Annotated in this window: 27 protein-coding genes and 1 pseudogene; 18 read left to right on the forward strand and 10 right to left on the reverse strand. The window is 55.8% G+C overall.

The features are described 5' to 3' along the window. The first annotated feature begins 123 nt into the window (after positions 1 to 123). From cysK to DOP62_RS02760, 6 genes are all read left to right on the forward strand, one after another. Positions 124 to 1,113 carry a cysteine synthase A gene (cysK, locus tag DOP62_RS02735; protein ID WP_208672802.1) on the forward strand — a complete coding sequence of 330 codons (990 nt, stop codon included), beginning with the start codon at positions 124 to 126 and terminating at the stop codon, positions 1,111 to 1,113. Continuing rightward, positions 1,110 to 2,636: a gamma-glutamyltransferase family protein gene (locus DOP62_RS02740; protein ID WP_208672801.1), complete on the forward strand. Its 1,527-nt coding sequence runs from the start codon at positions 1,110 to 1,112 to the stop codon at positions 2,634 to 2,636. Before cysK ends, DOP62_RS02740 begins: the two co-directional genes overlap by 4 nt. Before the next feature lie 168 nt (positions 2,637 to 2,804). Then, entirely contained in the window at positions 2,805 to 3,089 is a 285-nt protein-coding gene (locus DOP62_RS02745) for a type II toxin-antitoxin system RelE/ParE family toxin (RefSeq protein ID WP_208672799.1), read from the forward strand. An 11-nt stretch (positions 3,090 to 3,100) separates the two neighbouring features. After that, on the forward strand, positions 3,101 to 3,403 hold the full coding sequence (locus DOP62_RS02750) for a HigA family addiction module antitoxin (RefSeq protein WP_208672797.1): 303 nt from the start codon (positions 3,101 to 3,103) through the stop codon (positions 3,401 to 3,403). 65 nt (positions 3,404 to 3,468) lie between these two features. Continuing rightward, a complete protein-coding gene (locus tag DOP62_RS02755; protein WP_208672795.1) occupies positions 3,469 to 3,711 on the forward strand; it encodes a thermonuclease family protein in 243 nt (80 codons plus the stop codon). A 152-nt stretch (positions 3,712 to 3,863) separates the two neighbouring features. Continuing rightward, positions 3,864 to 5,183, forward strand: coding sequence for an acetamidase/formamidase family protein (locus DOP62_RS02760; protein WP_208672793.1), 1,320 nt, complete (start codon positions 3,864 to 3,866; stop codon positions 5,181 to 5,183). Positions 5,184 to 5,753: 570 nt separating this feature from the next. Here DOP62_RS02760 and DOP62_RS02765 read toward each other — a convergent pair. Beyond that, the gene (locus DOP62_RS02765) at positions 5,754 to 5,993 is read right to left on the reverse strand and encodes a hypothetical protein (protein ID WP_208672791.1); all 240 of its coding nucleotides are present in this window, start codon (positions 5,991 to 5,993) and stop codon (positions 5,754 to 5,756) included. 176 nt (positions 5,994 to 6,169) lie between these two features. Here DOP62_RS02765 and DOP62_RS02770 point away from each other — a divergent pair. The 7 genes and pseudogenes from DOP62_RS02770 to DOP62_RS02800 form a co-directional block, all read left to right on the forward strand. Next, positions 6,170 to 6,339 (forward strand): annotated as a pseudogene (locus tag DOP62_RS02770) (homoserine O-acetyltransferase/O-succinyltransferase family protein); the annotation flags it as partial. Positions 6,340 to 6,539: 200 nt separating this feature from the next. Next, complete coding sequence (locus DOP62_RS02775) at positions 6,540 to 7,067, forward strand: DUF4242 domain-containing protein (RefSeq protein ID WP_208672786.1); 528 nt, start codon at positions 6,540 to 6,542, stop codon at positions 7,065 to 7,067. Positions 7,068 to 7,078: 11 nt separating this feature from the next. After that, positions 7,079 to 8,140: an acyl-CoA dehydrogenase family protein gene (locus tag DOP62_RS02780; RefSeq protein WP_208672785.1), complete on the forward strand. Its 1,062-nt coding sequence runs from the start codon at positions 7,079 to 7,081 to the stop codon at positions 8,138 to 8,140. Further along, entirely contained in the window at positions 8,137 to 8,949 is an 813-nt protein-coding gene (locus tag DOP62_RS02785) for an ABC transporter ATP-binding protein (protein ID WP_208672784.1), read from the forward strand. The genes DOP62_RS02780 and DOP62_RS02785 overlap by 4 nt, the downstream gene beginning before the upstream one ends. 24 nt (positions 8,950 to 8,973) lie before the next feature. Beyond that, positions 8,974 to 10,197 (forward strand): ABC transporter substrate-binding protein, encoded by a 1,224-nt coding sequence (locus DOP62_RS02790; protein WP_208672783.1) that lies wholly within the window; start codon positions 8,974 to 8,976, stop codon positions 10,195 to 10,197. Position 10,198: 1 nt separating this feature from the next. Next, positions 10,199 to 10,996, forward strand: coding sequence for an ABC transporter permease (locus DOP62_RS02795; protein ID WP_208672782.1), 798 nt, complete (start codon positions 10,199 to 10,201; stop codon positions 10,994 to 10,996). Between the two features lie 243 nt (positions 10,997 to 11,239). Next, positions 11,240 to 12,790, forward strand: coding sequence for a phytoene desaturase family protein (locus DOP62_RS02800; RefSeq protein WP_208672781.1), 1,551 nt, complete (start codon positions 11,240 to 11,242; stop codon positions 12,788 to 12,790). A 248-nt stretch (positions 12,791 to 13,038) separates the two neighbouring features. Here the strand turns inward: DOP62_RS02800 and lspA are convergent, their stop codons facing one another. Beyond that, complete coding sequence (lspA, locus tag DOP62_RS02805; protein WP_222610232.1) at positions 13,039 to 13,533, reverse strand: signal peptidase II; 495 nt, start codon at positions 13,531 to 13,533, stop codon at positions 13,039 to 13,041. Positions 13,534 to 13,560: 27 nt separating this feature from the next. Next, positions 13,561 to 14,142 carry a biotin transporter BioY gene (locus DOP62_RS02810; RefSeq protein ID WP_208672780.1) on the reverse strand — a complete coding sequence of 194 codons (582 nt, stop codon included), beginning with the start codon at positions 14,140 to 14,142 and terminating at the stop codon, positions 13,561 to 13,563. A gap of 146 nt (positions 14,143 to 14,288) precedes the next feature. Between DOP62_RS02810 and DOP62_RS02815 the strand changes: the two genes are divergently transcribed. Genes DOP62_RS02815 through DOP62_RS02825 form a run of 3 tightly spaced genes read left to right on the forward strand, consistent with a single transcriptional unit; the run spans position 14,289 to position 16,563 of the window. Continuing rightward, positions 14,289 to 14,813 carry a hypothetical protein gene (locus DOP62_RS02815; protein ID WP_261789766.1) on the forward strand — a complete coding sequence of 175 codons (525 nt, stop codon included), beginning with the start codon at positions 14,289 to 14,291 and terminating at the stop codon, positions 14,811 to 14,813. Continuing rightward, on the forward strand, positions 14,810 to 15,928 hold the full coding sequence (locus DOP62_RS02820; protein WP_370538854.1) for a sensor histidine kinase KdpD: 1,119 nt from the start codon (positions 14,810 to 14,812) through the stop codon (positions 15,926 to 15,928). The genes DOP62_RS02815 and DOP62_RS02820 overlap by 4 nt, the downstream gene beginning before the upstream one ends. A 47-nt stretch (positions 15,929 to 15,975) precedes the next feature. Continuing rightward, on the forward strand, positions 15,976 to 16,563 hold the full coding sequence (locus tag DOP62_RS02825) for a thioredoxin family protein (RefSeq protein WP_208672778.1): 588 nt from the start codon (positions 15,976 to 15,978) through the stop codon (positions 16,561 to 16,563). Positions 16,564 to 16,693: 130 nt separating this feature from the next. Here DOP62_RS02825 and DOP62_RS02830 read toward each other — a convergent pair whose 3' ends face one another. The 3 genes from DOP62_RS02830 to DOP62_RS02840 are packed head-to-tail and all read right to left on the reverse strand — an operon-like array spanning position 16,694 to position 17,864. Then, on the reverse strand, positions 16,694 to 17,059 hold the full coding sequence (locus DOP62_RS02830; protein ID WP_208672777.1) for a DUF1818 family protein: 366 nt from the start codon (positions 17,057 to 17,059) through the stop codon (positions 16,694 to 16,696). Between the two features lie 5 nt (positions 17,060 to 17,064). After that, on the reverse strand, positions 17,065 to 17,637 hold the full coding sequence (locus DOP62_RS02835; RefSeq protein WP_208672776.1) for a hypothetical protein: 573 nt from the start codon (positions 17,635 to 17,637) through the stop codon (positions 17,065 to 17,067). Beyond that, positions 17,634 to 17,864: a DNA-directed RNA polymerase subunit omega gene (locus tag DOP62_RS02840; protein ID WP_208672775.1), complete on the reverse strand. Its 231-nt coding sequence runs from the start codon at positions 17,862 to 17,864 to the stop codon at positions 17,634 to 17,636. Before DOP62_RS02840 ends, DOP62_RS02835 begins: the two co-directional genes overlap by 4 nt. 149 nt (positions 17,865 to 18,013) lie before the next feature. Between DOP62_RS02840 and DOP62_RS02845 the strand changes: the two genes are divergently transcribed. Beyond that, positions 18,014 to 19,555, forward strand: coding sequence for a DUF697 domain-containing protein (locus DOP62_RS02845; RefSeq protein WP_208672774.1), 1,542 nt, complete (start codon positions 18,014 to 18,016; stop codon positions 19,553 to 19,555). Between the two features lie 33 nt (positions 19,556 to 19,588). Here the strand turns inward: DOP62_RS02845 and DOP62_RS02850 are convergent, their stop codons facing one another. The 3 genes from DOP62_RS02850 to DOP62_RS02860 form a co-directional block, all read right to left on the reverse strand. Next, positions 19,589 to 20,359 carry a hypothetical protein gene (locus tag DOP62_RS02850; protein WP_370538855.1) on the reverse strand — a complete coding sequence of 257 codons (771 nt, stop codon included), beginning with the start codon at positions 20,357 to 20,359 and terminating at the stop codon, positions 19,589 to 19,591. 324 nt (positions 20,360 to 20,683) lie between these two features. Then, complete coding sequence (locus tag DOP62_RS02855; RefSeq protein ID WP_208672771.1) at positions 20,684 to 20,941, reverse strand: hypothetical protein; 258 nt, start codon at positions 20,939 to 20,941, stop codon at positions 20,684 to 20,686. Between the two features lie 115 nt (positions 20,942 to 21,056). Then, the gene (locus DOP62_RS02860; protein ID WP_208672770.1) at positions 21,057 to 23,147 is read right to left on the reverse strand and encodes a M3 family metallopeptidase; all 2,091 of its coding nucleotides are present in this window, start codon (positions 23,145 to 23,147) and stop codon (positions 21,057 to 21,059) included. Positions 23,148 to 23,411: 264 nt separating this feature from the next. On the opposite strand from DOP62_RS02860, the gene DOP62_RS02865 reads away from it, so the two are divergent. Beyond that, positions 23,412 to 23,894 carry a DUF3592 domain-containing protein gene (locus tag DOP62_RS02865; RefSeq protein ID WP_208672769.1) on the forward strand — a complete coding sequence of 161 codons (483 nt, stop codon included), beginning with the start codon at positions 23,412 to 23,414 and terminating at the stop codon, positions 23,892 to 23,894. Between the two features lie 14 nt (positions 23,895 to 23,908). Here the strand turns inward: DOP62_RS02865 and DOP62_RS02870 are convergent, their stop codons facing one another. Then, on the reverse strand, positions 23,909 to 24,367 hold the full coding sequence (locus DOP62_RS02870) for a hypothetical protein (protein WP_208672768.1): 459 nt from the start codon (positions 24,365 to 24,367) through the stop codon (positions 23,909 to 23,911). Positions 24,368 to 24,521 lie beyond the last annotated feature (154 nt).

Genomic DNA, 24,521 nt, shown 5'->3' on the forward strand with positions numbered 1-24,521 from the left:
TCAGCCAACTAACTTCGGTTGGCTACCCTATATGAATCATCCCAAATGCACCGTTTTGTAACCCAGAGGGCAGGCTAATCCAAGCCAAAACCATTACTGTCAGTAGGTTTTAAGCCAAGAGTAATGCCGCAAATTCTCAATCGACTAACGGAATGGATCGGCAATACCCCGCTGGTACGCCTCCAAGAGACAGCTCAGCAATATGGGGCGATCGCGGAAGTGCTGCTCAAGTTGGAATATTTGAATCCGCTGGGAAGTGTCAAAGATCGCACAGCTTTTAACTTGATCCAGTCGGCGCGATCGCAGGGACTGATTACCGCTGGAACTACCCTGATCGAACCCACCACCGGCAACACCGGAATTGGTTTGGCTTTTGCAGCGGCGGCTGAACAGTTGCGGCTGATTCTCGTCATGCCCGATCGCGTCAGTGCTGAGCGGATCCGCTTGGCCAAACTGCTTGGGGCAAAAGTCGTTCTCACCCCTGCGGCGGAAGCGATGCTCGGCTGTATTGCCAAAGCGCAAGCCTTGCAACAGGAAATTCCAGACAGTGTGATTCTGCAACAGTTTCAAAATCCGGCGAATCCCAGCATTCATCAAGCAACCACAGGGCCAGAAATTTGGCGCGATACCGAAGGTGAGGTCGATATTGTCGTGGCAGGTGTCGGGACGGGTGGAACCCTAATGGGCATTTCCCGCTACCTCAAGCCCTTGAGACCCAGCTTGCAAAGCATTGCCGTTCAACCGGCGCGATCGCCCGTTCTCTCTGGTGGGGTGGCCGGATCGCATCAGCTGACTGGAATGGGCCCTAATTTTGTTTCCCCCTTAGTCGACCACAGTCTCATTGATGAAGTCCTCTCGGCCTACGAAGAGGATGCGATCGCAGTGATTCGCACCTGTGCTGCCCGCGAAGGCATTCCCCTCGGCATCTCCAGTGGAGCCATTGTTTGGGCTGCATTACAGGTTGCCAAACGCCCAGAAAATGCGGGGAAGCGCATCGTAGCGGTCTGTCCTTCCGGCAGTGAACGCTATCTCTCCAGCACATTGCTTGCCGACATCAACCTTGAGAGCGATGACATTTCTGATTGGGTCGCGATCGCCCAAAGTCAGGCATGACTTCTGTTGCGAGGCGGCTGGGGCGCAGCCCTATCTATGCCCAGAATGTGGTTGCCACCTCGCATCCACTCGCGACTGCTGCAGGCATTGAAGCGCTGCGTGCTGGTGGTAATGCCATTGATGCCGCGATCGCAGCGGCCATTACCCTCACGGTTGTCGAACCGACAGGAAACGGTGTTGGTGGCGACACCTTTGCCCAAATCTGGACGGGCGATCGCCTCTATGGCTTGAATGCGTCCGGGCGATCGCCCAAGGCTTGGACCCCGGAACGGTTTGCACACTTACCGCAGATGCCCCAGCAGGGATGGGAGAGCGTCACGGTGCCCGGAGCCGTTTCTGCGTGGGTCGCACTCTCCGATCGCTGGGGACAGCTCCCGTTCGCCCAACTGTTCCAAGAAGCCATTCGCCACGCAGAAGAAGGGTTTGCGATCGCCCCTCAAGTGGCCTACTGGTGGCGTTTCTATGCCCCAGAGACCGCCCCAACCGTCGGAGAATGGCAGCGCAATCCAGAACTTGCCCAGAGTCTCCGCCAAATTGCTGAGAGTCATGGCGAGGCGTTTTATCGCGGGGATCTGGCTCGGAAAATAATCGCAGCGGCTCAGGCAGCCGGTGGCGGACAAACCCTCGCAGATTGGGCCGAGCATCAAGTGGAATGGGTGGAACCTCTTTCGGTCAGCTACAGCGGGGCAGAGGTCTGGGCCTTGCCACCCAACAGCCAAGGCATAATTACGCCGATTGCCTTGGAACTGCTCAAGCGTTGGCGCGGACCAGAAGCCGCGAGTGAAAGCGGCACGAATCAACATCGGCTGCTGGAAGTGGTGCGAGCTGCCCTCGATCTGGGCTATCGCGAACTCGGGGATCTAGATTGGATGCCTCTGACGCCAGCTGAACTGCTCCATCCCCGACGACTCGATCGCCTCGCCGCCACCCTCAGTCCCAAAGTGGCAGCAACCTATGCGACTCAAAGCACTCCGACGGGCGGCACTGTCTACCTCTGCACTGCCGATGCTCAGGGGCGAATGGTGTCCTTGATTCAGTCCAACTATCAGGGATTTGGGGCGCGGGTCGAGGTCCCGGGCACAGGGCTGACTTTCAATAATCGTGGGGCTTGCTTTGTTCTCACCCCCGGACATCCCAATCAGGTGGGGCCCCAGAAACGACCCTTTCATACCTTGACGCCGGGTTTTTTGACGCGGAATGGTCAAGCCCTCGCCGCCTTTGGCGTTATGGGCGGGCCGCTCCAAGCTCAGGCACAGGTGCAGCTCCTGCATCGCCTTTTAGATCGCGGCGAGAATGTCCAAGCGGCGATCGAAGCCCCTCGCTGGGAAGCCCAAACCAACGGCACCGTGCGGATTGAACCCGGGTTCCCGTCAGCAACCTATGCCAGCTTGACTCGTCGCGGTCATCGCCTAGAGCGGCAGCCAGAACCCAGACTGGGTGGTGGACAAATCATTTGGCGACAGCCCCGAGGCTATGTCGCCGCTTCCGATCCGCGTAAGGATGGCCAGGCCTCAGGCTTCTAGAACAGGGACTTGTATGGCGAGATAGAAGTTGCGATCGCCTGCAGGTCTTTGTGCACACCCAAGGACGCACAGTGATTCCAAGATTTGCGCGATCGCAGAGGAGCGAAATGTGACCAAGGCACAGCATAATACTACTGCTTGACGGTAGTAACGTAGCGCAGTAGTATCGTGATCATCGGCTTCAGCTCCAACGAAACTAAGCTCATCTTTGAGGGTTTTAAGTCTCGCGATTACCCGCCAGATATTCAAAGAGCTGCCTTGCGTAAGCTGCTACTGATCGACGCAGCAACATCCGTCAATGATTTACGGGTCCCCCCTGGCCACCGGCTAGAAAAACTCGCAGGCGATCGCAAGGGGCAATACAGCATTCGGATCAACGATCAATGGCGAATCTGCTTTGTTTGGACCGCTGAGAATAATGCCGACCAAGTTGAAATCGTAGACTACCACTGAGCTAACTGGTCATGGACGAAAATCGACTGCCTAACATTCATCCCGGAGAAATTCTGAGGCTAGACTTTCTCGAGCCTTTGGAAATCACGCCCTATCGCCTCAGTAAGGCTATTGGGGTTCCGCAGACCCGCATTAGTGAAATTCTGGCTGAGAAGCGCAGCATCACTGCAGACACAGCCCTGCGCTTATCCAAGTACTTCGGCAATAGCCCTCAATTTTGGATGAACTTGCAAGCCCAATACGATTTACGTCAGGCTCAAGTAGAGAATCCAGAAGCTTACGCGCACATTCCCGCCCTTCAACTGACTCATTGATGCAAGGTTAATTGCAGCCCATCAAGAGTGATGCTGAGGCTTGAGCCTATCTTCTTGGCTCTGCGGTGTTTTTGGGATGGGGCGATCGCCTTAAGCAACTCATGCCAGTGGGTTCATCGATGAGGTTGAGGACGTTCAACCGCGATCGCTTCGGGCGGTTGATCGCGGAGGTGTTTTACCAAGGAAAGAATGTGAGCCTTCAGATGGTCAGAGAAGGTCAGGCGGTGGTGTACCGGCAGTATCTAATCGGATGCGATCGCAATGCTTATTTGTCTGCGGAGTTAGAAGCAAAGGCGATCGAGTTTTAGGGGTGCGATCGGCCGCATGAGGCAACCTAGGCGGACAGCCAACAGGCTCTGATTGTCAGAACCAAAACGCGAACGTAATAAAGGCTACACATTCGCAAGAACCCTTAACAAATAATTCCCCATGTTTTCGGTTTGTTTATTGGTTTTCATCTGTGGCAAAACGTCGTGATTTTTTGTTGGGTGCTGCTGCGACGGCGGCTGCCGCGGCTGTGCTGCGTCCCTCTAAGGGCAAGGCCCAGACGAAGCGTGAGGAAATGATCGCGCTGAAGGAGGGCTTTGTGGGCCAGTATCAGGGGGGCGTCTATCTCCTGCCTGCTACGGATGAAACTGTGCAGTGGGGCTGGTTCAACAATGCCGAAACGCCCCGCGCCCGTATTAAGTCGGGGGATACCATCATCCTCGAAACGATGATGGCCTCCCAAAACCAAGTGCTTCCTGGCGTTTCCATTGAGGAAATCACTCGCCTGCGGGTCGATAATCCTGGCCGTGGCCCTCACACCATTACTGGGCCTGTATTTATTGAAGGGGCCGAGCCGGGCGACGTTCTAAAGGTAAAAATTAACCGGATTGTTCCCCGCACCTACGGCTGCAACTGGAACCTGCCGGGTGAGTTGGGTTTGGGTCAATTTCCCAAGCTTTTCCCCGAACCTCAGGCCAAGTATTTTTACTTGGATATGGCTCGCGGCAAGACCGAATTCCTACCCGGTATCGAGCTACCGGTGCGGCCCTTCCCCGGCATTTTGGGCGTAGCCCGCGCCGAGAGCGGCCAGTACAGCACCGTTCCTCCTGGCCCCTTTGGCGGCAACATGGACTGCCGGGAAATGGTAGAAGGCACAACGGTTTATCTGCCTGTATTTGTGGAAGGGGCACTGCTATGGTCGGGTGACTCCCACGCGGTGCAGGGCAACGGCGAAATCAACCTGACGGCGGTAGAGTCGGCCTTCAACGAACTCAACCTCACGGTAGAGGTCATCAAGAAGAAGCCCCTGTCTTGGCCCCGAATTGAATCCGACACCCACTGGATGACTGTGGGCTACGACCGCGACATGAACAAGGCCATCCGCATTATGGAAGAGGAAACGATCAAGTTTCTGGCGGAATGGAAGGGCCTGAACAGCAGCGATGCCCGCCGCTACATGGCCACCTATGGCGATATTCGGGTAGCCGAAGTCGTTAATCAGCTCAAGGGTGTGTATTGCATGCTGTCTAAAACCGACGGTCCCGCCATGGCTGCGCTGCCGATGAAGGATACCCGCACGGATTTCGTTACCCATGCGGTCAACGCCGACGCTATGGAAGCCATGAACCAGGCGGCGCTAACGCTCGTTAATCGCATCAAAGATGAAAAGAGGCTAACGGCGCTGGACGCCTACTCCCTAGCGAGCTTGGCGCTGGATGCCCGTATTGGCCGTATGGAAGCGGGGGCTTACCATATCCACTGCCTCATGCCCAAATCTACTTGGGTGTCCTAGAGGCTAGCCGGTGGTCTATCAGCATTGGTTGTATGAGTCCTAATCGGTTGGATGGATACAGCGCTGGCGTGACCCAAGCTACACCTTTACGTTTGGCAGACTACTAGTAGTCTCAACAAAAATCCCGGTTTCTAAACTCGCTATCCAGTCGTCCTGGGATAGTAGGGGCAAAGAAGCTGGGATTTTTGTAGGTCTTGGGGAGACCAGAGACAAGGGAAAAATCGTACGCACAGCTGAGATCCAAGCCTGCCTGACTAACCGAGGGAGCATCGGTAAGACTCGATTTCTCAGAACCCATTCTGGAAATAGTTCTCTCAAGTTCTGCTTGGTACGACGAGTTTCGAAAATGTCTAGTGCTTAATGGTAGGTAGACTGTTTTAGATTTATTCATACGGAATGAATAGAGCTGCCTCTCTAGGTCAGTTTGGGAGAGGCTTAATGTAGAGCGCTCAGCTTTAATCCAGCTCAAAGGGATTGATCAGCTACAGACCTACAATGTTTTGAAAGTCCTTGGCGTTGCGTGTCACCAAAGGCAAGTTTTCTGTGAGAGCAGTGGCGGCAATGATCACATCAGGTAGCTTGATTCGTTGCTACTGGCGCAGTTGAGTCGGTCTGTCCCCAGGCACCTTGGGTTTCAGCGAAAATACGGGCGATCGCTTGCTCATCAATAACGGACTCACCTTCAGCAGATAGTGCGTCATCGGCAGCAGGCAAGACGATCACTTCCAGACGGCGATCGCGCAGGGATGGGGGCAAATCCAAGCTGAGATGGGTGCCGCTCACTTGCACGATTTGACGATGGGCTTCCATCTGAGCTTTGACCAGCGGATGGGGCTAGATGTTTTGATCTTCTCTTCTCTGCCGTGTTCTAGGGATGGGGCGATCGCCAGCAAGCAAGCTGTCGCAAAAAAAACAGCGATCGCTTGTCAATTGTCACCACGGAAACCTTGAAATCATCCGGCTAGCCGAGATGCTACCGAACAGACCTCGATCGCCGGTTTAGCGATCGCGAGAAAGGTTGCTGATCAATCTGCCGCTGAACTACGACCCCAACAATGACCCCAGCCAACTGCCCCGCGTCCGCTGGCGAAGTCATGCCCAGCTGCTCTATACCACCTGGCTGAACTACGAGGTCTATCAACCCGCATCGCGATGACCGATCAGGCGATCGCCCCTTTAAAACTCCAGTCAGACGCTTGAAAAACTTGTAGCTTGCAGTACTTGTGTTTGGTCTCCTCGCCCAACTAGCGTAAACATCAAAATCTCAATCGATTTATCGGTGATTACAGCTGTTCCTCGTTTCAAAGAGAACAGGTCACGACATCGGTAGTGATTGAGCTGACCCTAGGAGTGTTTATGCCGCTGTATCTCGTTGAGGCAAGCCTGCCAGAAGTCACTCCCGAGATTGTGCAAACCCAGCTGAGTGAGTTGGCGGCAGCCGCTAGCCAACAGCAAGCCGTTTTGATCGAAGCGCAAGTTGCCCGCAGCGATCGCAAGATTTTTGTGATTGTTGAAGCGGATTCTGAAACGGTTGCTCAGGCCGCCGTTAAACCGAGTCCTTGGGCGATCGCCGCGATTAAGCAAGTTCGATTGATTGGCCAAGACCCGCGCACCAATCCCGATCGCAAAACAGAAGCCAATTACCTCGTGGAGTGGGATTTACCCGCTGGCCTAACGATGGAGACCTATCTCCAACGCAAAGCCGAGAAGACCCCGCTCTATGCCCAAGTGCCCGAAGTGCAGTTCGAGCGCACCTACGTCTGCGAAGACCTATCCAAATGTCTTTGCTTCTACGACGGTCCTGACGAAGCAGCGGTTCGCCGTGCCCGTGAAGTCGTTGGGGCTCCCATCGATCGCCTCGCTGCCATCGAAACCATCGGTTGAGGGATGCTGGGATGCCAACCACCACTCTGCTAAACGAGATTCAAGCGCTCTCCGCCGCTGATCCTGAGCACCGCTCCCAAAGCCTCGATATTCTCCAGCTCATTGCCCAAGCCGGTTGGTTAGGGCTCGGGGTCGATCGCCAGCAGGGTGGTAACGGTGGCTCCATTCTGGATGCAGTCGAAGCGATCGCCGCTGTTTCCGAAGTCTGTTTGACCAGTGGCTTTGCTTTTTGGTGCCAACGGACGTTTATTCAGTACCTTACTGCTAGCGAGAATGACTGGCTGAAATCTGAGGTTCTGCCCATCGTTCTGCGGGCTGAAAAGGCCGGAGCGACGGGAATGTCCAATGCCATGAAGCATCTCTCGGGCTTGGAACCCTTGCGGCTCAACGCTGAACGTCAAACTGGCGGAATTCAGTTGCAAGGCTCCCTACCTTGGGCTTCCAATCTGGTCCCTAAGCAATTTTTTGTGGCTGTGGCCACGGAAACTCGCGACGGAGAGGTCTTGATTGTGGCGATTCCCTCCCATGCCTTGGGGGTTGAACGCAGTCCTGACTTTGACTTACTGGGGATGGTTGCCGCCTCGACGGGTGCCCTCAATTTCGATCAGGTCTGGCTACCCGATCGCTGGATCATCGCTGAGGCAGGACGGGCCTTCTTGCCCAAAGTGCGCCCGAGTTTTCTGCTCTTTCAGTGCGGATTACCTCTCGGAACCATTCGAGCGGCACTCAAAGCGATCGCCCCAACCCTGAGTGGGCCCAGTGCAGTTCTCAAGAGCCGTTACTCTCAAGTTCAAATTCAACTTGAGGGGCTGACCGCCGATCTGCATGCCTTGGCGCAGCTCAGCGAGTTCTCGTTGCCACAACTCCGTCAGTTGTTTGAATTGCGGATTGCCCTCACCCGCTTGGCGACCGAGGTGACTTGGCTAGAGCTAGAAGCTCGTGGGGGCAAGGGCTACCACGCTGGCAGCACCGCGAAACGGCTGCGAGAAGTTGCCTTTTTACCCGTGCTGACGCCGAGCTTGGTGCAACTGGAGCGCGAACTGCAGCGCACCGCTGCTGAGGCAGTGGCATGACCACCACAATCGCCGATCCGGTTGTCAACCCGCGATCGCCCACTGACATCATCCTGCAGGCGCGATCGCTGACCAAGCACTATCGCAGCGGCAACCACAACGTCACCGCCTTTCAAGATCTCACCCTCAGCTTGCACCCGGGCGAGATCGTCTGTCTGTTAGGGCCCAGTGGCTGTGGCAAATCCTCCTTGCTGCAAGCGATCGCCTGCCTCCAAAGCATTGATGCCGGCGAAATTCAGTTTCTGGGTCAGCCGCTGCGTCAGCCACATCCGCGCATTGGCTTTGTCTTCCAAGAACCGGCGCTGCTGCCTTGGCAGACCGTCTGGCAAAACGTCTCCTTTGGCTTGGAACTGAAACAGGGGCCACAGCTAAGTGACAGTCAGCGGCGATCGCGAATTAGTGAAGCCCTAGAACGAGTTGGGCTAGCTGGCTCTGAACGCGCCTATCCTCGGCAGCTCTCAGGCGGCATGGCCCAGCGGGTGGCTCTTGCCCGTGCTTTGGCTCGCCATCCCCATCTGCTGTTGCTAGATGAGCCCTTCGCGGCTCTGGATGCGATCCATCGCTTGGAAATGCAGAAGCTGCTGCTGGAGGCGATCGCAGGACAAACCGAAGCCGTGTTGATGGTCACCCACGACCTCGATGAAGCCTTGCTACTGGGCGATCGCGTCATCCTGATGCATCGCAACCCCGGTCGCTTCGGTCAGCAGTGGATCATTCCCCAGCCGCGTCCGCGGTTTCATTGCCTGACTGACCTCAGTGGCTTGCGTGCCGAAATCCTGCAAGCCCTCTCCGATTCCCTGACTCCGTAATTCTTACTCGCTGAGTTAACGACCATGATTCATCCGCCGTTCTGCCAATGCTGCGGCCTGTCCCGCCGCCAATTCCTCAAGCTTTCAGGCTTGTTTACAGGGTCTCTCGCTCTTGCTGCAGGCTGCCGTCCGGGCAATGAAACCTCAACCGCACCCAGTAGCCCTGCCAATGACCAGCCCCTCAAAATTGGCTATCTGCCGATTACCGATGCGGCACCCCTCCTGATCGGTCATTCTCAAAAGTTCTTTGAACAGGAAGGGTTACAGGTTGAAGCCCCAACCCTGTTCCGCTCTTGGCCCCAGATTATCGAGGCATTTATCGCCCGGAAGGTGAACGCCATTCACATCCTGATGCCCGCCACTATTTCGCTGCGCTATGGCCGGAACTTCCCTGCCAAGGTGGTTGCTTGGAACCACACCAATGGCTCAGCCCTAACGGTGGGGCCGAGTGTCAACAAGGTTGAAGACTTAGCCGGTCGCACGATCGCAGTGCCCTTTTGGTACTCCGTCCATAACGTTGTGCTGCAACAAGTGCTGCAAGACACAGGGCTAAAAGTAGTGCGTCGTCCTCGGGAAGCAGCGATCGCAGACGATGAAGTCAACTTGGTGGTGCTACCCCCGCCAGACATGATTTCAGCCTTAGCCAACGACAGCATTGGCGGCTACATCGTGGCCGATCCATTTAATGCCGCCGCTGAAAAACGCAAGGTTGGCAAGATTCTCCGCTTCACCGGTGATGTCTGGAAAGATCACGCCTGCTGTGTGATTTTCATGCACGAAGACGACCTTAAAGAACGGCCAGAATGGGCGCAGCGAGTCGTCAATGGCTTGGTGGCTTCCCAAGCGTGGATGCGCGATCGCCGCCAAGAAGTTGCCGAAATTCTTTCCAAGGATGGAGTCGGCAAGTATACGCCCCACCCACTACCCATCCTGCAGCAGGCGCTGACTGCCTACAGCCCCGAAGTCTATGGCCCCATCGGAGCTATTCGCCATGCCGATTGGGGCAGCGATCGCATTGACTTCCAGCCCTATCCCTTCCCGTCCTACACCGAGAAGTTAGTCACGCTGCTGCAACAAACTCAAGTTGAAGGCGAGCGAACCTTCCTCGATCAACTCTCGCCCCAGCAGGTCGCCACCGATTTAGTGGATGACTCTTTTGTCCGAAAAGCGATCGCGGCAAAGGGTGGCCCCGCTCAATTTGGCTTGACTCCCGACTTCCGTCGTCAAGAAGTCTTCCAGGTCAGTTGAGATGACGATTAGCCTGCGATCGCGCCGCCCCTGGTTCTCTGGTTGGCAGCGAATTATCCAGTGGATTCCTTATCCCTTGCGAGGGCTGCTGTTAGGACTGTTGATCTGGAGTGCTTTGACCTCCGCTTGGATCAACCCTGATCCGGTGTGGCAGGCCTTTGCCCCTGAATCAGCGATCGCGGCTTTAGGGAAATTGCTGTTCAACGGCACGCTCTGGCCACACATCGGTGCAAGCCTGCAACGAGTGGCCGTGGGCTTATTGGCAGCGATCACGGTTGGGGTTCCGATTGGTTTGCTGTTTGGGCTGGTGCCAACAATCGAGCGATCGGCAACCGGAGCATTGCAGTTCATCCGCATGATCTCGCCCCTGTCCTGGATGCCGATTGCCGTCATGGCCTTTGGTATTGGTGATCTACCGGTCTATTTCTTGCTAGCGATCGCTGCCGTCTGGCCAATTCTGCTCAGTACCAGCAGCGGTACTGCCGCCGTCAACCAGAAACTCTTGCTTCTAGCTCGTAGCCTCTGTGCGACTCGCAGTGAGACGATTCGGCGTGTGGTGATTCCTGCGATCGTGCCGCAAATTCTCGTGGGTCTTCGGCTGGCGATCGGCACGATTTGGATTGTCCTGGTTCCTGCTGAAATGCTAGGGGTTAGCTCGGGACTGGGCTACTTCATCCTCGATACCCGCGATCGCATTGCCTACAACGAACTCACCGCCGTTCTATTGGCGATCGGCCTGATTGGCTGTGCTTTGGATTGGAGCCTGCAATCCCTGCAGAAACACTGGCAGCTCAATTAAGAGCACCTCATCCAATCATTAGCCAGAGTCTCAATTCTTTTGCTCAGTATTTTGACCGTGCAAACGGATTCGAATGATTGACGATTTCATCTGAGACTTCGCTGGGGGATTCAGACTGTCCTAATTCTGCGGCGATCGCAAGGGATGGCCTAGATTAAGCAGTGGTCAACAGGAGAGCCGCGATCGCTTGGATCTGGATCGGGGTTCTTCCGGCGATCGCTCCGCTTGTGTCGAGACGCCACTATGCCGCAGTCCCATGAATCCGTTGACCTGATTGTCATTGGCAGTGGCTTGGGCGGGCTGTGCTGTGGTGCTTTAGCCGCTCGCTATGGCCTCGACGTGCTGGTTTTGGAAGCTCACGATCGCCCCGGAGGTGCTGCTCATGGCTTTGAGCGGCGTGGTTTTCACTTTGAATCTGGCCCGTCGCTCTGGTCAGGCTTAGGGCGCTGGCCGAGTACCAATCCGCTGGCTCAAGTCTTACGAGCGATCGGAGAAGAAGTGCCGGTCCTGACCTATCGCGAATGGGGCGTGTTGCTGCCCGAAGGCCAGTTACAGATTGGGGTGGGCAACACCGACTTTCTCAAAACAGTCACCGCCCTGCGTGGACCAGCTGCTGCTCAAGAGTGGCAAGACTTCATGACTTGGCTGGCTCCCTATAGTGCTGCTGCTAATGCGCTGCCCTTGTTGGCGTTACGGCCTGGGCTCAGTCTGTTCAACACCTTGGCGGGAAGTGCTGGCAAACTGCTACCGCATCTGGGGCGGATGGCTGCTTTGGGTGGCGCATTTGGCCCGATCGCTCGACGTCATCTCAGCGATCCGTTTCTGCTCAACTGGGTGGAACTGCTCTGCTTTTTGATCAGTGGATTGCCTGCGGATCAAACCAGTGCAGCAGCAATGGCGACCTTGTTTGGAGAATGGTTTGAGCCGGACGCCTGTTTGGAATATCCGGTTGGCGGTAGTGCTGCGATCGCAGAGGCACTGGTTCGAGGACTCCAAAAACAGGGTGGCACCTTGCAAGTCCGCAGCCGAGTCACCGAAATTCTGGTGGAAGGCGATCGCGCCTGTGGCGTTCGCTGTGCCGATGGTCAGATAATTCACGCCCGTCGCGCCGTGGTCAGCAACGCCAGCATTTGGGACACATTGAACCTGCTGCCTAGCGATAGCCTGCCGACTCGCTGGCGAGAACAGCGGCAGCAAACCCCCGCTTGTCATGGCTTTTTACATCTTCACCTTGGGCTGCGCGGCGATGATTTGCAGCACTTACCGCTGCATCACGTTTGGGTGGGTGATTGGCAGCGAGGGATCACTGCAGAACGCAACATGGTGGTGCTCTCAATGCCATCTCTGCTGCAACCTGACCTTGCACCAGCCGGCCATCAGGTCTTGCACGGTTACACCCCAGCCAATGAACCGTGGGAATTGTGGCGAGATTTAGAGCCAGGCAGTGCGGTCTACGAGGCACAAAAACGCGATCGCTGTCAAATCTTCTGGGATGTGCTGGAGCAATTGATCCCCGACGTCCGCGATCGCGCTGTGATTTCCTTGGAGGGTACGCCGCGCACCCAAGCCCACTATCTCAACACCTTTCAGGGCAGCTATGGGCCTGCGATCGGTGCGGATCAGGGACTGTTCCCCGGTTGCCAGACCCCAATTGCCAATCTATTGCTCTGTGGAGCCAGCGTTTTCCCGGGCATTGGGGTTCCACCCGTCGCTACCAGTGGAGCGCTGGCAGCCCATGCCCTCGTTCCCGCCAGCCAACAGAAGAAAATGCTCAAGGAGATCGGCATTCTCTAAAAGAGCCCGCCAGCCTTGGTGTCAAGGTCTGATGAGCCTCAGACTCAGGGGTAATACCGGATTGTTTTACCCGCTGCGATCGCGGCTCCCCAGTGTGCCTCATCCGAAATCTTGTTGCAGGGGGGCTGAGGGAGTCGAGTCCCCCTGAGTGCGTGCGGTGGGGGTGCACAATCCCCCCACGAACCGACGGCTATCATCTCCAAACCAACCCGCTTCAGAATGAATCGTCCTCGCTGATCGCTCGTCAATTACAAAGTCTGGGGAGGTTGTCCCGATCGCCGACGCGTCCAGAGTGGACGGACAAAGGACAGCAGGAGACAGGCAACCCCAAGATTGATCAAGACATCGGCAATATTGAAAACGGGAAAACGAATCAGCCGAAAGTCGAGAAAATCAATGACGGCGCCATCGTAGAAGCGATCAAGGCCATTGCCAAAAGCACCCGCAAAAATCAGGCCGTAGCCCCACTGCTCACTACGCGTCATCCGTGGGCCAAACCAAGCCCACACCGCCAGCCCCAAACAGACCAGAAAGGAAAGCCAGCGCAGCCAGCCACTTCCGCCACTGAACAGACTGAAGGCAGCACCTGAGTTGCGCACGTAGGTGAAATGGAAGACCTGGGGCCAGATCGGCCAGCTTTGATAGAGCTGAAATTCAGTGACTACCCAAAGCTTACTGAGGCGATCGCAGATCAAGCCGCCCAGGGCTGGGATCCAAAAGGCGGGATAGCGAAAGCGCATCATTCGGGTGCAGTGTGCAGATCAACTTTTCTAGTAGAGCAGAAGCCGCCGCAACAGGAAGGCGATCAAGGTGACACAGCAGACGAGCGCTAGTTGCCCCGAGAGCGGTCCGATATTGTATTGCCAGAGCAGGCTGGGTAAGGCTGCTGCCCCGCCATGTAAACCACCTCCTAGAGTCAGCAGGGCCAGATAGATCGCCCCAAAAAACTGGACGGTTGCCAGTCCCAACAGACAACCCAGGCTCAGATGTTCAGGTGTGACTGGCTGACGAAAGGCCCAGCGACCGCAGAGCCAAGCTGCTGGCAAAAAGCCAAGCAGGAAGCCAAAGCCCGGCTCTTGCCAATAGCCTGGGCCTCCGCCTTGGCTAAAGACGGGATAGCGACTGAGCCCTAGAGCCAGATAGGCCACTTGGGCGAGAAAGCTGGCTTCGGCACCGCCCATACAACTGGTGAACAGCATCGCCGCCACTTGGGCTGAACTGGTCAATGAATAGGTGAGCCACCGTAGACTGCCATCTTGCCAGGTTGGCACCACGATCGCCGGTTCAATAAACGTGCCTGCGATCGTCAGCAGCAATCCAATTCCCGCCCAAAGCAATCCCGTTAGCGACAAGTTTTTCCCCTGCGAGGGTCAGCCTCCACCTCGCAGAGCAGCATAACGCGGCGATCGCATCCCGTCTGCGCTGATCCGCCGAATGACCAGTCCATTGCCAGTTCTGCCGTGTACGCTAGCAACGCTGCCACCCGTGGACTGACGGCATGAGTGCTTTGTTGCTGTACCCGGTTCTGCTCGATCTGCTGCGAGGTACGGTCGCTGCCTTGGCGATCGCCCTGGTGGGAGGGGGGCTGATCGGGGCGATCGCGGGAGCCGTCAATCGGCGCTGGCGACGGACCCTGGCTGGCAGCCTGCTGGGTAGTTTTTGGGGTGTCTTGCTGCTGGCCATTCTGCCGATCAGCGTGATTCCGGGACTGATCGGTGGAGGCCCTTATGCGGGAGTCTACGTTCTCGCCTTTGCTGTGATTTTGTTGCCACTTGGCTTGGCCGTGGGCGCAACGCTTGGCATTCTGATTTTTCTACGCTGTAGCCCACCCCAAATTCGACGTTGGCTGGCTTGGGTTGTGATCGTTGGCTATGGGGTGATGACGATCGCCCTGACTCTCAGTTGGGCGCGTTACTGCAGTCGTAACTACTGTGAGTTTCTGGAGTCCCCGAATGTTGGCCAGACGCCCATGATCGTCTCTTTGGCTAGCGCGATCGCGCCTCCCGCTCACTTCCACCCATGATGCCGCTGTTGAAAGCTCGACGCGGCCGCCACAAAGTCTTTATTGGCATGGCTCCCGGCGTTGGCAAAACCTATCGCATGCTGCAGGAAGGGCATCAACTGCGCAGCGAGGGGTTGGATGTCGTGATTGGGTTGCTGGAAACCCACGGACGGCTTGAAACCCGACAGCAAGCCCAAGGATTGGAGACGATTCCTGCGCGCCAGCTGACCTATAACGGCGTGGTCCTCAGTGAAGTTGATATCGAGGCGATCTTGCAGCGTCAGCCGCAACTGGTCCTGATCGATGAACTGGCTCACACCAACGCTCCGGGGTCGGTCAATGAAAAGCGCTATCAGGATGTGGAACTACTGCTGAGGGCAGGCTTGGATGTCTATTCCACCGTCAACATTCAGCACCTCGAAAGCCTGAATGATCTCGTGGCTCGCATTACCGGCGTGATTGTGCGCGAGCGCATTCCCGATCGCCTCTTGGAGGAAGCCGATGAGGTCGTCGTGGTTGATGTGACGCCCGAAACCCTAGAGGAGCGTTTGCGCGAAGGCCGGATCTATGCCCTCGAGAAGGTTCCCCAAGCCCTGACCAATTTCTTCCAACGGCACCATCTGGTGGCCCTGAGAGAACTGGCCCTGCGCGCTGTGGCCGACAGCATCGAAGAGCAAGCTGCGGGCGATCGCCAAGGAGCCGGAACCGTCAGCGTCCGCGAGCGAGTCTTGGTCTGTCTGTCCACTCATCCCCAGTCGATTCGGTTGTTGCGGCGGGCAGCCCGCCTGACGAGTGCCATGGATGCGCGCCTGTATGTGCTGTTTGTGGCGGATCCGCAGCGGTTTTTGACCAAAGCCGAAGTGCTGCAACTCGAGACTTGCGATCGGCTCTGCGAGATGTTTGAGGGCACCTTTCTCCGCGTTGAAAGCACCGATGTCGTTGCGGCGATCGCCAAGGCAGCCACCGAGCAACGCATCACCCAAGTCGTCATTGGCGAAAGCCCCAGTCGCAAGTGGCTGTGGTGGCTGCGACGTCCCCTGACCGATCGCCTGCTCCAACGGTTACGAGGCCAGGGAGTTGACTTGCATATCATCAGCTTCCCCGGTGAGCACCCCACTGCAGAACTTGATGGCTAGACCAGAATCCGCCAGCATCAAGAGTGGATGGATTCTGCGGAAAGACGATGGCAAAAACCGCTTCGACCATGTTGGCTCTGGGGACTGTTGCACCTGATTTTGCCCTGCCGGATGTTGTCTCTGGTCGCACGGTTCAACTGGCGGACTTTCGCGATCGCCCTGGCCTGCTGGTGATGTTCATCTGTCAGCACTGCCCATTCGTCAAGCACATCGAAGTGGAGCTGGCCGCGATCGGTCATGACTATCCCGACTTGGGCATCGTGGCGATCAGCCCCAACAGCCTCCAGACTCATCCCCAGGATGGTCCTGAACAGCTGAAGGCGCAGGCTGAGCGTTTGGGCTTTGCCTTCCCCTATTGCCTCGATGAAAGTCAAGCTGTCGCCAAGGCTTACACGGCAGCCTGCACACCAGACTTTTTCCTGTTCGATCGCGATCGCCGCTTGGTCTACCGCGGTCAACTGGATGACAGTCGCCCCAGCAACGATCGCCCGGTGACGGGAGCAGATCTACGGGCTGCCATTACCGCTGTGCTTGCAGGAGAGGCACCTAGTGCCGACCAAAAACCCAGCATTGGCTGCAACATCAAGTGGCACCCAGGCCAAGAACCGGACTATTACGGCGCGCAATTGGTTTGAGCGATCTCGACCTCAGCTCCCTGCTGATCAAGCGGGAGCAAGCGGCTGATCGATGCGCTGAAGCAAACAGATGGTCGAGGCTCAGCGATGCCCACAAGGCAGTCTGGGTCATCCAATAACACCCAGACTGCTAAAAAGCCTTGAGCGTGTGGGTCGCTGCCACTAAATCCGGTACGGCAGCAGCGGGCCAGCAGGCTTCGACGCGGCGATCGCTGGCGAGGATCAAACGCAGGTCATAGGCATCAGGAAAACCCTCAGCCTCGAGCCAGAGCAGAGCTGACTCCGCTTCGATCTGCAGGCGTTCCTCGGGCATCAATTCACTGGCGATCGCCGCGATCGTTTCCGCAAGTTGCTGAACCAGCCGACAGAAGTCGGCCATCTCGTCCGCAGTCAGCTCGACTGCCCAATCCGTGGTACCCACTAAGCCGGGATAGCGTTCTGCTGCCTCATCCCAGCCCAGCCGCCAACCTGACCCTTCGCGCAGAATTCGCCCCATCTTCCCTAGCGCAACAGATCAGCCGATCCCCGACCGGGCAAAGCAGGCAGTGGCGGCACGGCTGGTGTTGGCACTGGTGGGGTCGGCCGCACTTCGGGCGGTGCAAGTGTCTCTTCTGGCGGCACCGCTGCTGTTTGTGGACGCGGCACTACGGCCAAAATCGCATCGATCAGGCGATCGCGTTCAGCGCGAGTGAGTTTCGCGATCGCTTGCAAATCACTTTGAAGCGGATTAGGGGAAAGCGTTTCGAAGCCGGGATAGTCCTCGGGGCGCAGGACCCCATTCACACCCAGCAGATCCGCCATCGTGATCTTCCAATCCAAGCGCGAGGCCAAACGACGGTTACGGTTCTGCTGATGGAAGCGAATTAGACGCGACACCAGCGTATCGGTCGGACGCAGCTCGCCACTGCGCACGCCACGGTAGGTATTGGCACGCTCGAGATTAGGCAGCTTTTCATAAACGAGCTGCCCAATCTCTTCAGGTCTGGGAGGCCGCTGCGCCTCAGCTACGGATGCGTAGCAGAGCAGGAGAGCCAGCACACCGCTCCACAGTCTTAGGGTGCGTTGCCGCTTCACCCGCCAATGATCTCCGGCTGGTTCAACTCGTCTGACATTTCCAAAATGGCGCGCAGCACAGGCTTAATGCCAGTTTCCTCGCTCAGATTTTCCATCTCCTCGTAGCGCGCTTGCTTGGCACGACGCGCGATCTGCAGGGTGACGTGGTAGCGATTGGGGGAAGCTACAATCAGGCTCTCAGCTTTGAAGAGCAGATCTTGAGAATCCAGATCGAAGCGCTGGAGCATGATGATTCAGCAAAGGCGACAAGACTTTCAGTTTAATACGGGCGGCTAGTGCTGGTGGCTGCGTGGGGACAATTGGCAAGCTGCTGAGCAGCTAGCTGAGGCGATCGCCAGATACGCTACAAGGGCGAAGCGCTGGAGGCAGAGGGTCGATGCTGCGCAATACGCGGCTCTTGGTCTTGGGAGTCTTAGTCTTGGTTGCGCTGGGGCTGGTGATCTGGGTGATCGATGCCCTGCAGCGCCTCTACTGGCAGTTGTCCTACAGCTCGCCCCTGCTGGCAGGATTTCTGATCTTTGTCTTAGTGCTGATGATCGTGGCGGTCATCGGCAGCCTGATCTATTCCTTTAGTCGCTTTGGCCGTTCGCCTAAGCGATCGCAGCCCATCCAGCTCCCTGAGGTCAAGGCCGAAGCTGCCGAAGAAAACCTCAAGGCGGTACAGCAACAGGTCAACCAAATCGCCGATGAAATTGCCCGGGAGGCACTGCTCGAGCGATCGCGACAGATTGCTACCGAACTGGAACGCGGTGAGCTGCGGGTGGTGATTTTTGGCACAGGCTCAGCGGGCAAAACCTCTCTGATCAATGCGCTGCTCGGTCGCATTGTCGGCAAGGTCGAAGCAACGATGGGTTCTACGGAAGAGGGTGAGACCTATCGTTTGGGGCTGCGTGGGGTAGGGCGTGACATTTTAATCACGGATACGCCGGGAATTTTGGAAGCAGGCGTGGCGGGTCGATTACGGGAAAAGCTGGCGCGCCAGTTAGCAGTCGAAGCAGATCTCCTGCTGTTTGTGGTCGATAACGATTTGCGCCGCTCAGAACTGGAGCCTTGTCTCGATCTGGCTCGGATTGGCAAGCGATCGCTCCTGATCTTCAACAAGGCGGATCTTTACGAAGAGCGCGATCGCGAGGTGATTCTGGCGCGTCTTCGGGAGCGCCTTAAGGGGCTGATTCCACCCGCAGACATTCTGACGGCTAGCGCATGTCCGCAGCCGGTGCGCCTACCGGATGGCAGCTTTTTGCAGCCAGAGCCAGAGGTGACAACGCTGCTCAAGCGAATGGCAGCAGTTCTCCGCAGTGAAGGCGAGGATTTGATTGCTGACAACATCCTGCTGCAGTCGCAGCGCTTGGGTGAAGAGACGCGACAACTACTCGATCAGCAGCGGCAACGGCAAGCTGAGCAAATCGTCGATCGCTTTCAGTGGATTAGCGCTGGCGTAATTGCTGTGACGCCTTTACCTGGCCTAGATCTACTAGGGACCGCCGCAGTCAATGCCCAGATGGTGATCGAAATTGGCCGCCTCTATGACTGTGATCTCGATCGCGATCGCGGGCGAGATTTGGCCTTGTCTCTCGCTCGAACACTGACAAGTTTAGGCCTGATCAAAGGGGCCACTCAGATTGTGGCAGCAGCCTTGCAAACTAACGTGGCGACTGCCATTTTAGGTCGCGCGATTCAGGGCGTGAGTGCCGCTTACCTAACGCGAATTGCAGGCAGAAGCTTCATTGAATATTTCCGCCAAAACCAAAGCTGGGGTGATGGCGGCATCACAGAGGTCGTTCAGCAACAATTCCAGCTCAATCGTCGCGATGAATTTATTCGTAGCTTTATTCAAGATGCTTTGGTTCGGGTTGTAGAACCCCTAACTGCCAAGTTGGAAGGGCGGCTATTACCTCCAGGCGATCGATCGCGCTAACCTTCTCCAGATCAAATCATCTGTTCTAATGATTTAGGAATCACTATTATTTTGGCGCCACTCCATTCGCCTTTTCCAGATTTTCAATGCCTTTTCTAAAAGATTTTCCAAAGATCTCTGATTAAATGGCTGTTTGACTTCTTTATAAGTAACTCGCCGTCTGAGGTCAAGCTGAAATCCAGCATGGCAGGTTCCCCAGTAGCTGGCCGTAATCCAATTAGTCCAGTAGCGAAATCTTCTGACTCGCCCACGGAAGAAGTTTTCATCATTAGGAAACCAGAAGAAAATACAGAACTCACGCGCAGGATCAATGCACAATTCTGCTACATGCTTTTTGCCTTTTCCATAAAAAATACTTTGACCTTGAACAACTTCTTGAATGCGTGGATCGAAGTTGAGGATTTTGATCCGTAATTTCAGGAGGTGATCACGTTGCTTTGGCGTACAACGTTTAAGCCAAGTCAGCATCAGAGGTGGCGGGTCAGGTAAAGCAGCTGGCGTGTTTGGAAGTTGGAAGACTGGGATCTGTTGCTGGCGCTGCTCTTGAGTGTGGAGATTGAGTACTATCAGATAGTGATTTTGAGCCTGTTGCTCGATTTGGTGCTGATACAACTCAAAGGACAGTTGACTGTAGCGAACATCAGTCAAGTTATCGGGATGATAGCTAGGCGCGATCGCAATCAGTCGAATCGGGCGTAGATAGTTAACCTGATCAGCACAAGGCTGCTCTTGAGCGATCGCATCAAAATAACGAGTTAGTTGTGGCACTAAATATCGGTCTTCTACAACTTTTAGTTCAATCACGATCAGCTCGTTTTCGTAACCGATCGCTAAAATATCGCAACACTGATTGTTGATGCGGAACTGACGCTGTAGAGGCTGACAGTCTAAATAGTCAGGTAGAAATTCCCATAAAAAGCGTTCGAGTTCGCTTTCATTGGCAAATTTCCAGCTAAAGCCCGATGAAATTAACTGAATCTCTTGGAGATTTAAACTGGTGTTACGCATCGAAATTTTAGCTGTAATAGATTGAGAGAGACACTGCGACCACTCAGCCTTTTAACCACTGAAATTAGTGCAAGGAATAAGCTGGTAATCGCAGTTGAACTATCTGTATAAACTTGCAACTCAGGACTTCCGTTCGGCTTCTCCAAGCAGAACCAAAATGCTATTGAGAAAGCCTTCGACTTCTGCTTGATAAGCACCTAATGCTCGCGATCGCTCTGCCGTGACCAACTCAGTAAGTAACCGAAGACCTTGACCGCTCTGCCATTTCTTAAGGGCTTCCTCATCCCCAGTTGAGACTGCGTTGATCAGTGCTGCATATTCTTGGGCTGCAACACCAGCACGAATCCAGCTGGGAGTAAAACGACTGAGAGGGGACATTGGGGTTGTTCTCACGCTTTTCTCTAGTGTCCGCGATCGCCTTCAAACTGAAAGTCCTCCCCCGAGCAGTTGAGAGAGGAACTTACATTGATGAAATTGGATGTTTGAGCAGAACCTAGGCGGCTTGCAGGCCACTGTGACGTAGCAATGGTTCCGTAGCCGGTTCGCGGCCCCGGAAGTCGACAAACACCGTCAGCGGATGTTGGCTACCGCCTTGGGCGAGCACCGTATCGCGGAAGCGGCGACCGAGCGTTTGCACCGCCGTTTCATTGCTGAGATCGACTTCTTCAAAGGCAGAGAAGGCATCGGCACTGAGCACTTCCGCCCATTTGTAGCTGTAGTAGCCCGCCGCATAGCCCCCCGCGAAGATGTGCCCGAAGGAGCAGAGGAAAGCATCATCCGGCAGGGGTTGCAGCACCGAGGTTTTAGCCGCAATGCGATCGCGAACTGCCTCCACTGTCTCGGTTCCTTGTGGATCGAAGCGGTGATGGAGTTCCAGATCTAGCAAGCTGAAGTTGATCTGGCGCAGCATTCCAGACCCTGCCATGAAGGTACGGGCAGCCAGCAGTTTTTCGTAGTAGGCCTCTGGCAGGGGTTCGCCAGTTTGCCAATGACGAGCCATACCGAAGAGCGTGGCACGGTCGTAGCACCAGTTCTCCATGAATTGACTGGGCAGCTCAACGGCATCCCATTCAACGTTATTGATGCCAGAGCAACCCGGATGATCGACGGTCGTCAGCATGTGCTGCAGACCGTGACCGAACTCATGGAAGAGCGTTTCCACTTCCGCAAAGGTCATCAGGCTGGGCTGATCACCCACCGGCGGCGTTTGGTTGCAAATCAAATAGGCAACCGGATTACGACTGATGGTGCGATCGCCCAACTGGAAACGCGCCCGTCCTAAACAGTCATCCATCCAAGCTCCACTCCGTTTTTCAGCCGGACGGCTGTAGGGATCGAGATAGAAGGCCGCGATCGCTTCACCCTGTTCGTTCTTGACTTGGAAGTAGCGCACATCACTCTGCCAAATCGGGGCTTGGCCATCCGCAGCTTCAATTTGGATGCCGAATAGACGCTGGCAGAGACCAAACAATCCTTCCAGCACCCGCGGCAGTGGGAAGTAGGGGCGCAGCTCTTCAGCGTTGAAAGCAAACTTGGCTTCCCGTAGCCGCTCCGACCAGAAGCTAATGTCCCACTGTTTCAAGTCGTCAGCTTCCGGTGCCCCTTGCTCTTGGGCAAAGGCTTTGAGTGCTTCCAAATCCGCGATCGCGGCATCCCAGCTAGCGACTCGCAGTTCTTCTAGCAGTCCTTCGACAGCTTCGACAGAAGGGGCCATCTTGCTGGCCAAACTCAACTCGGCATAGGTGTTAAAGCCCAGCAGTTGTGCTTTTTGGCGACGCAGCTCCAAAATCTGCTGAATCAGCGGCCGGTTGTCCAATTCGCCTTCAGTGGCGCGACGGATGTAAGCCCGATAAACCTGTTCCCGCAGATCGCGGCGCTCGCTGTACTTCAGGAAGGGGCCAAAGCTGGGAAAATCCAGGGTGATTCGCCAAGGGCCTGCTTCGGGCGTTGCATTGGTTTCACCAGCGGCTTGGGCAGCTTGAGCCGCCAAGGCCAGCAAACTCTCGGGTAGCCCGACAATTTCTTCCGGTGTGGTCAGCGTCAGGCTAAACGCTTTGGTTGCATCCAGCACGTGGTTACTGAATTCCGTGGAGAGCCGCGCTAGTTCCATTTGGATGGCGTTGAAGCGCTCTTGTTGTTTGGGCGGCAATCCAACCCCTGCCAGTTCTGCTTCACGAATCGCACTTTCAACAATCCGTTTTTGTCCGGCATCCAGTTGCGACCACTGATCGCCGTCACGCAGTGCCTTAAATCCTTCGTAGATCGGACGGCTCTGACCGAAACGGCTATAGAACGCCACGATCGCCGGTTGCATCGCTTGGTAGGCTTCGCGCAGTTCATCACTATTGCGCACGCCCATCAGGTGCCCGACGATACCCCAGCTCCAGCGCAGGCGTTCTCCAATCTGATCGAGCGGCACCACCAACCCTTCCCAAGTCGGTTCTAGGCTCTGTTCCAACTGGCTGAGTTCTGCTTCTAGGTCCTGCAGCAGGTCAGCGATCGCGGCGACATCCTGCGGCTGAATCTGATCGAAGGGCGGCAGACCTTCTCCACGCAAGAGCGGGTTTGCGACGGTGCTGGGCATACAAGCCGAATAGAATGCAACTGCTTTTGATTGTGGCGGATGCCAGCGGTAGGCTGCCGTACCAGCCTCTCACTCTGTCTGGAGTTAGCGATCGCCTCTCTCGATGCAGTGACTCAAATCCAGTCACGATGATGACTTGCAACTGTAGGGAAATTCTGGCTCCATATCCCCAGACTTCCAGATAGCGCCGCAGGGCTGCTCGGTTAGCATCACAGCAGCGCGATCGCACAACCGCTTCAATGGGTTGATCTCACCCAAAACGATATGACCTTTCAACGATTGGACGCGATCGCAACAGGGATCCTAGCCATAGCTGCTGGGGGCGTCACCATCGCTGTTACCTGGACACCCTTTTGGGAAACCTGGCAGCGGGCAATCCGTCAACAACAGACAATGGGAACTGTGGTAGCGCTAGAAATCACCCAGACCTGTCGCCAAATCCAACGCGGTAATCCCTTCAAATGCAGCCGCCGGGAGAAAGAACAATGCCCGGTCGTGCAGTATCAAGCCATCGGGGTCAACCAACCGCTGCAGCTGCGGGACTGTTCCCAAAACGCCAGTGTGGGGACGGTATTCGAGGTGATGTATGACCGCCAGTCCCCGACTAATGCGTATTTAGTGGGACCGTCGACTGGATTCGTAGAAGGAACCTCACGACTTTGGGCCAGCGTGCCTGTGGGGTTCGGCATTCTACTGCTGATCTCGGGGGGCTCTAAATTCTGGTCGAGTGACCGCGATCGCCCGTAACTCAACCAAGTGCTTCAAATTGCCTCGCGCGTAGCTGGGCCAAAGGATTCGGGGCGATCGCCTGCCCTCACGAGGTTGCGATAGAGCCGTTCAGTCAGTCCTGACTGATCTTGAACAGGCATAAACGCTTCGCCAGGCTGCTCCGGCAACCAAGGCTGAGTCATAGCGATCGCAGGCACTGATATTTCAAGCGAAAGATGCTCGGATTGTTCAGGAACTTCTCCTAGCAAGAGACGTTCGTAATCTGGGCTGTAGTGGCAGTTGGGTTGACCCCGTCGCTGCCATAAGGAAAGGATTTGAGCGATCGATACCCAGCGATAGCGCCCTTGGTAAATCGCTTCAACTGTGGCGGGATAAATCCAAGCTTCGGGGTGACGGGCTCGTAGATTTTGGAGCACCTCGGCAGCACGGACCGCTGATAGTTCAAAGTAGCGTTCCAGCAAGTAGATGACAGCCGCTTTCGTTGTGGTCACAGTGGGCTCCAATGCGACAGCCTCCCAGTAGCTGAATTAAAAACTTTTTCGATTGTTTTAACCGACGCAATTTTTATGATGAGGATTTAACTCAACACAGCAGTTTTGATGATGATTAAACTCAAAGTTTGGTAAAAAGTTTAGCAAATTGGTC

The sequence above is a fragment of the Synechococcus elongatus PCC 11801 genome, from assembly GCF_003846445.2.
GTDB classification, from domain to species: domain Bacteria; phylum Cyanobacteriota; class Cyanobacteriia; order Synechococcales; family Synechococcaceae; genus Synechococcus; species Synechococcus elongatus_A.

Excerpts from the sequence above, each read along its gene's own strand:
- DOP62_RS02740 (WP_208672801.1), top strand. The coding sequence starts at position 1,110 with ATGACTTCTGTTGCGAGGCGGCTGGGGCGCAGCCCTATCTATGCCCAG.
- DOP62_RS02845 (WP_208672774.1), top strand. The coding sequence starts at position 18,014 with ATGCTGCGCAATACGCGGCTCTTGGTCTTGGGAGTCTTAGTCTTGGTT.
- DOP62_RS02795 (WP_208672782.1), top strand. The coding sequence starts at position 10,199 with ATGACGATTAGCCTGCGATCGCGCCGCCCCTGGTTCTCTGGTTGGCAG.
- DOP62_RS02840 (WP_208672775.1), bottom strand. The coding sequence starts at position 17,864 with ATGCTCCAGCGCTTCGATCTGGATTCTCAAGATCTGCTCTTCAAAGCT.
- DOP62_RS02855 (WP_208672771.1), bottom strand. The coding sequence starts at position 20,941 with ATGTCCCCTCTCAGTCGTTTTACTCCCAGCTGGATTCGTGCTGGTGTT.
- DOP62_RS02780 (WP_208672785.1), top strand. The coding sequence starts at position 7,079 with ATGCCAACCACCACTCTGCTAAACGAGATTCAAGCGCTCTCCGCCGCT.
- DOP62_RS02830 (WP_208672777.1), bottom strand. The coding sequence starts at position 17,059 with ATGGGGCGAATTCTGCGCGAAGGGTCAGGTTGGCGGCTGGGCTGGGAT.
- DOP62_RS02765 (WP_208672791.1), bottom strand. The coding sequence starts at position 5,993 with ATGGAAGCCCATCGTCAAATCGTGCAAGTGAGCGGCACCCATCTCAGC.
- DOP62_RS02865 (WP_208672769.1), top strand. The coding sequence starts at position 23,412 with ATGACCTTTCAACGATTGGACGCGATCGCAACAGGGATCCTAGCCATA.
- cysK (WP_208672802.1), top strand. The coding sequence starts at position 124 with ATGCCGCAAATTCTCAATCGACTAACGGAATGGATCGGCAATACCCCG.
- DOP62_RS02750 (WP_208672797.1), top strand. The coding sequence starts at position 3,101 with ATGGACGAAAATCGACTGCCTAACATTCATCCCGGAGAAATTCTGAGG.
- DOP62_RS02815 (WP_261789766.1), top strand. The coding sequence starts at position 14,289 with ATGAGTGCTTTGTTGCTGTACCCGGTTCTGCTCGATCTGCTGCGAGGT.
- DOP62_RS02785 (WP_208672784.1), top strand. The coding sequence starts at position 8,137 with ATGACCACCACAATCGCCGATCCGGTTGTCAACCCGCGATCGCCCACT.
- DOP62_RS02790 (WP_208672783.1), top strand. The coding sequence starts at position 8,974 with ATGATTCATCCGCCGTTCTGCCAATGCTGCGGCCTGTCCCGCCGCCAA.
- DOP62_RS02825 (WP_208672778.1), top strand. The coding sequence starts at position 15,976 with ATGGCAAAAACCGCTTCGACCATGTTGGCTCTGGGGACTGTTGCACCT.
- DOP62_RS02820 (WP_370538854.1), top strand. The coding sequence starts at position 14,810 with ATGATGCCGCTGTTGAAAGCTCGACGCGGCCGCCACAAAGTCTTTATT.
- DOP62_RS02800 (WP_208672781.1), top strand. The coding sequence starts at position 11,240 with ATGCCGCAGTCCCATGAATCCGTTGACCTGATTGTCATTGGCAGTGGC.
- lspA (WP_222610232.1), bottom strand. The coding sequence starts at position 13,533 with ATGATGCGCTTTCGCTATCCCGCCTTTTGGATCCCAGCCCTGGGCGGC.
- DOP62_RS02775 (WP_208672786.1), top strand. The coding sequence starts at position 6,540 with ATGCCGCTGTATCTCGTTGAGGCAAGCCTGCCAGAAGTCACTCCCGAG.
- DOP62_RS02860 (WP_208672770.1), bottom strand. The coding sequence starts at position 23,147 with ATGCCCAGCACCGTCGCAAACCCGCTCTTGCGTGGAGAAGGTCTGCCG.